The organism is Streptomyces triticirhizae, from assembly GCF_003696235.1.
GTDB classification, from domain to species: Bacteria; Actinomycetota; Actinomycetes; order Streptomycetales; family Streptomycetaceae; genus Streptomyces; species Streptomyces triticirhizae.
Window position 1 is genome coordinate 1 of sequence record NZ_RFFJ01000293.1, and the last position, 5,204, is coordinate 5,204.

The 5,204-nt window shown below is 76.2% G+C and carries 5 protein-coding genes; 4 read left to right on the forward strand and 1 reads right to left on the reverse strand.

Annotated elements, in window-relative coordinates; translation table 11 throughout:
* Positions 1 to 594: PucR family transcriptional regulator ligand-binding domain-containing protein (locus EBN88_RS28370; RefSeq protein ID WP_199742521.1), on the reverse strand; the 594-nt coding region annotated here is incomplete at its 3' end.
* Between the two features lie 244 nt (positions 595 to 838).
* Between EBN88_RS28370 and EBN88_RS28375 the strand changes: the two genes are divergently transcribed.
* The 4 genes from EBN88_RS28375 to EBN88_RS28390 form a co-directional block, all read left to right on the forward strand.
* A complete protein-coding gene (locus EBN88_RS28375; protein WP_122399882.1) occupies positions 839 to 1,726 on the forward strand; it encodes an FAD binding domain-containing protein in 888 nt (295 codons plus the stop codon).
* Positions 1,723 to 2,232 (forward strand): (2Fe-2S)-binding protein, encoded by a 510-nt coding sequence (locus tag EBN88_RS28380; RefSeq protein WP_122399883.1) that lies wholly within the window; start codon positions 1,723 to 1,725, stop codon positions 2,230 to 2,232. Before EBN88_RS28375 ends, EBN88_RS28380 begins: the two co-directional genes overlap by 4 nt.
* Positions 2,222 to 4,702 carry a xanthine dehydrogenase subunit D gene (gene pucD, locus EBN88_RS28385; RefSeq protein ID WP_122399884.1) on the forward strand — a complete coding sequence of 827 codons (2,481 nt, stop codon included), beginning with the start codon at positions 2,222 to 2,224 and terminating at the stop codon, positions 4,700 to 4,702. Before EBN88_RS28380 ends, pucD begins: the two co-directional genes overlap by 11 nt.
* Before the next feature lie 98 nt (positions 4,703 to 4,800).
* A partial coding sequence (locus tag EBN88_RS28390; protein WP_199742520.1) for an XdhC family protein occupies positions 4,801 to 5,204 on the forward strand: 404 nt, incomplete at its 3' end.

Genomic DNA, 5,204 nt, shown 5'->3' on the forward strand with positions numbered 1-5,204 from the left:
CGCGCCGGCCAGCCGCCGGGCGGCCAGCTCGGCGCCGACCTCGGCCGGCAGCGGCCCCGCGCCGGAGTCGGCGACCGCGCGGCCGGTGGCGGTCAACAGCCAGGCGGGCAGGTCCAGATCGGAGCCCAGCAGGTCGAGCACCGCCTGCGGGCCGCCGCCGGCGGGCCCGGCCGCCATCAGCCGCCGGTGGCGTTCCACCACGGCGGCCAGGTCCCCGGCCCGCTCGGTCGAGACCCGGCGCACCACATGCTCGGTGAGGTCGGCGAAGCCGACCTCCTCGGCCACCGCGAACAGCGGCAGCCGGTGCCGGGCGCACGCCGTGGTCAGCTCGTCCGGCACGGAGCCGAACTCGGCCGTGCCCGCCGCCAGTCCGGCCACCCCGGCGGCCACCAGCACCCGGACGAAGGGCTCGGCGTCGGCGCCGCCGCGCCACCAGGCGAGGCCGGTGAGCACCAGCTCGTCGCCGCGCAGATAGCGGCTGGGGTCGCGCAGGTCGGTGGTCATCACCCCGCGCACCGGCCGGTCCAGTTCCTCGCCACCCCACAGCAGCCGCAGCCCGAGCCGCTCGGACTCCAGCAGGGCGCGCAGTCGCACGGTCCTCACCTCCCTTCGCGGCCGGGAACGGAACTCACCCGGAACAGAACTCACCCGGAACGGAACTCCTCGGGAACGGGCTCTCTTCGTATGAATCTACAAGAACGGTAGTGCCGCCAGTCGTGGGCTTCGGCCCTTCGGTGACTGCCGCCGACCGCCCCCGCCGGGCTCTACTGGAGGCCCCGCTCCGATCGCACCCGCACCACGCCACCACGCCCGTAACGCAGCGGAAAGGGCCGACTCGATGGAGTTCCTTCGCCCGGCCACCTGGCGGGAGGCGCTGGCCGTCAAGGCGGCGCACCCCGAGGCGGTGCCGCTCGCCGGCGGCACCGACCTGATGGTGGAGATCAACTTCGACCGACGCCGCCCCGAGATCCTGCTCGACCTCACCCGCGTTCCCGAGCTGCGCGCCTGGCGCGCCGAGCCGGGCGCCGTGCGGATCGGTGCCTGCGTCCCCTACCGCACCGTGATCGACCGGATGGCCGCCGAACTGCCGGCGCTGGCGCAGGCCGCCCGCACCGTGGGCTCGCCCCAGATCCGCAACCGTGGCACCGTCGCCGGCAATCTGGGCAGCGCCTCGCCCGCCGGGGACGCGCACCCGGCGCTGCTGGCCGCCGGCGCCCGGGTCGAGGTGGCCAGCGCGCGCGGCACCCGCACCGTTCCCGTCGAGGAGTTCTACCTCGGGCCCAAACGGAACGCGCTCGCGCCCGACGAGCTGATCCACTCGGTCGTGGTCCAACGGGCCACCGGGCCACAGCAGTTCGCCAAGGTCGGCAGCCGCAACGCGATGGTGATCGCGGTCTGTGCCGTCGCCCTCGCGCTGCACCCCGACACCCGCACCGTGCGCACCGCCGTCGGCTCGGCCGCGCCCACCCCGCTGCGGGCCACCGGCGCCGAGGAGTTCCTCACCGGGGTCCTGGCCGAGGGCGACCACTGGGCCACCGGCCGGCCGCCCCCGCCGGCCGCCGCCGCCCGCTTCGCCGAGCTGGTGGCCGCCGCCTGCTCGCCCATCGACGACGTGCGCGGCAGCGCCGACTACCGCAGGCACGCGGTGCGGGTGCTGGCCCGCCGCACCCTGGACCGCGCCTGGCGCGCCCGGCCCAGGCCGACGCCCGAAGGAGCCCCGGCATGAGACTCACCCTCACGGTCAACGGACGCCCCACCAGCGCCGACCACGTCTGGGAGGGCGAGAGCCTCCTCTATGTGCTGCGCGAACGGCTGGGCCTGCCCGGCTCCAAGAACGCCTGCGAGCAGGGCGAGTGCGGCTCCTGCACGGTGCGCCTCGACGGGGAGCTGGTCTGCGCCTGCCTGGTGGCGGCCGGCCAGGCCGAGGGCGCGGAGGTCCGCACCGTCGAGGGCATGGCCGGGCCCGACGGCGAACTCTCCCCGCTCCAGGCCGCGTTCGTCGAGACCGGCGCCGTCCAGTGCGGCTTCTGCACCCCCGGGCTGCTGCTGGCCGCCGAGGAGCTGCTGGCCCGCGCCCCGCACCCCGGGGACGCCGACATCCGCGAGGCGCTCGCCGGCAACCTCTGCCGCTGCACCGGCTACGAGAACATCCTCGACGCGGTCAGGCTGGCCGCCTCCCGCGCCGCCCAGGCCCCGACGGACCCGAACGGGGGCCCGGACCATGACCGTTGAGCCGACCGCCGCGCCGGCGGCCGAGCCGGTCATCGAACGGCCCGCCGCCCGCACCGCCACCGCGCCGGGCGTCGTTCCGCCGCCGAGCGGGCTGACCCAGCGCGGGGACACCGCCCCCGACACCTCCGGCGGCGTCGGCGAGTCCACCCAGCGCCCCGACGGCGTGCTCAAGGTCACCGGCGAGTTCGCCTACGCCTCCGACCTGTGGCACCGCGACATGCTCTGGGGCCACACGCTGCGCAGCCCGCACGCCCACGCCGAGATCCGTTCCCTGGACGTCGCCGAGGCCCTGGCCGTGCCGGGCGTGTACGCCGTGCTCACCCACGAGGACCTGCCGGCGGCCACCCACTACGGCCTGGAGTTCGCCGACCAGCCCGTGCTGGCCGTCGACCGGGTGCGCTACCAGGGCGAGGCCGTCGCCCTGGTCGCCGCCGACCACCCCGAGACCGCCCGCCGCGCCGCCGAACGCGTCCGCGTCGAGTACGCGCCTCTGCCGGTCGTCCACGACGAGGCCAGCGCCACCGCCCCCGACGCCCCCGTGCTGCACCCCGAACGCGACGACCACCACGCGCCGTTCGTCCCCCACCCCAACGTCGTCCACCGCCAGCCCGTCACCAGCGGGGACCCGGAGGGGGCCGAGGCGCTCGCCGAGGTCGTGGTGCGCGGCGAGTACACCGTCGGGATGCAGGACCAGGCGTTCCTCGGGCCCGAGTCCGGGCTCGCGGTGCCGGCCGAGGACGGCGGGATCGACCTCTATGTCGCCACCCAGTGGCTCCACGTGGACCAGCGCCAACTCGCCCCCGTGCTGGGCCTCCCGCCGGAGCGGGTGCGGCTGACCCTGGGCGGCGTCGGGGGCGCGTTCGGCGCCCGCGAGGACCTGTCGATGCAGGCCCACGCCTGCCTGCTGGCGCTGCGCACCGGCCGCCCGGTGAAGATGGTCTACAACCGGCAGGAGTCGTTCGTCGGCCATGTCCACCGCCACCCGGCCACCCTCGCTTACGAGCACGGCGCGACCAGGGACGGTCAACTCGTCTATGTGAAGGGCCGGATCGTCCTCGACGGCGGCGCCTACGCCTCCTCCTCGCCGGCCGTGGTGGGCAACGCCGCCTCGCTGGGCGTCGGCCCCTACCGGGTGCCGCACGTCGCGATGGAGGCCCTCGCGCTCTACACCAACAACCCGCCCTGCGGCGCGATGCGCGGCTTCGGCGCGGTGCAGGCGTGCTTCGCCTACGAGACCCAGATGGACAGGCTCGCCGCCGCGCTGGGCATGGACCCCGTCGAGCTGCGGCAGCGCAACGCCCTCGCCCAGGGCGACCTGATGCCCACCGGGCAGCCCGTGGACTCGCCCGCGCCCGTCGCCGAGCTGCTGCGCCGCGTCAGGGCCAGGCCGCTGCCGCCCGAACACCCCTGGGAGGCCGTCGGCGCCGGCGGCGAACCCGGCGTCGACCCGCGCGAGCTGCCCGGCGGGCTCGCCAACTCCAGCCAGGGCGAGGGTATCGTGCGGGGCGTCGGCTACGGCGTCGGCATCAAGAACGTCGGCTTCTCCGAGGGCTTCGACGACTACTCCACCGCCCGGGTGCGGCTGGCCGCCGTCGCCGGCGAGCCGGTCGTCACCGTGCACACCGCGATGGCCGAGGTCGGCCAGGGCGGGGTCACCGTCCACGCCCAGATCGCCCGCACCGAACTCGGCGTCAGCCAGGTCAGCATCCTGCCGGCCGACACCTCCGTGGGCTCGGCCGGCTCCACCTCCGCCTCCCGGCAGACCTATATGACCGGCGGCGCGGTCCGCAACACCTGCCTCGCGGTCCGCGCGGAGCTGCTGCGGCGCGGCAGGGAACGCCTGGGCGCGGCCCAACCCGGCTGGCACGAGCCGGGGTTGCGGCTGCGCGACGGCGCGGTGGTCACGGCCGGCGGGGCGCGGCTGGCCTCGCTGGTCGAGGTGCTGGGCGAGGACGCGATCGACCTGGAGCTGGAGTTCCGGCACCGGCCGACCCAGCCCTTCGACCGCGAGACGGGGCAGGGTTTCGGCCATGTCCAGTACTCGTTCTGCGCGCACCGGGCCGTGGTCGACGTGGACGTGGAACTCGGCCTGGTCAGGGTCGTCGAGCTGGCCGCCGCCCAGGACGTGGGCCGCGCCATCAACCCGCGGGCGGTGCGCGGCCAGATCCACGGCGGCAGCACCCAGGGGCTCGGGCTCGCCGTGCTGGAGGAGATCCTGGTCGGCCCGGACGGGACCATCCGCAACCCGTCGTTCACCGACTACCTGATCCCCACCATCCTGGACGTCCCGCCGATGCCGGTGGACATCCTCGAACTCGCCGACGAGCACGCGCCCTACGGGCTGCGCGGCGTGGGCGAGGCGCCGACGCTCTCCGCGACGCCGGCCATCGTCGCGGCCATCCGCCAGGCCACGGGGCGTGCCCTGGCCCGCGTCCCGGTCCGCCCCGAACACCTCACCACCGGGCCCTGAACGTTCACGCCGGAACGTTCACACCCGAACGCCGACGCCCGAACGCCCGCCCGCCGAACGCCCGTTGACCGTCCGCCCAAGGGGAACGGAGGCCCGCCATGCTGGACATCGCCGCCGAACTCGACGCCTGGTGCCGTGAGGGCCGGGCCTTCGCCGTGGCCACCGTGGTGGCCGTCGAGGGCAGCGCCCCGCGCCGGCCGGGCGCCGCGCTCGCCGTGGACGAACGGGGCCGGGCCCTGGGCGGGGTCTCCGGCGGCTGCGTCGAGGGCGCGCTGTGGGAGGAGTGCCGGGCGGCGCTGGCCGAGGGCACGCCCCGGCTGGTCCGGTACACGGCCGACGCCGCCGACCCGTTCGCCCCCACACTGACCTGCGGCGGAACGGTCGAGCTTCTGGTCACCCCGGTGGCCGCCGGCGCGGCCCAACGCCCGCTGCTGGCCGGCGCCGTGCGGGCCGTGGCCGAGGGCCGGGCCGTCTCGCTGCTGCGCGCGCTGCCCGAGGGGCA

Excerpts from the sequence above, each read along its gene's own strand:
- EBN88_RS28375 (WP_122399882.1), top strand. The coding sequence starts at position 839 with ATGGAGTTCCTTCGCCCGGCCACCTGGCGGGAGGCGCTGGCCGTCAAG.
- EBN88_RS28380 (WP_122399883.1), top strand. The coding sequence starts at position 1,723 with ATGAGACTCACCCTCACGGTCAACGGACGCCCCACCAGCGCCGACCAC.
- pucD (WP_122399884.1), top strand. The coding sequence starts at position 2,222 with ATGACCGTTGAGCCGACCGCCGCGCCGGCGGCCGAGCCGGTCATCGAA.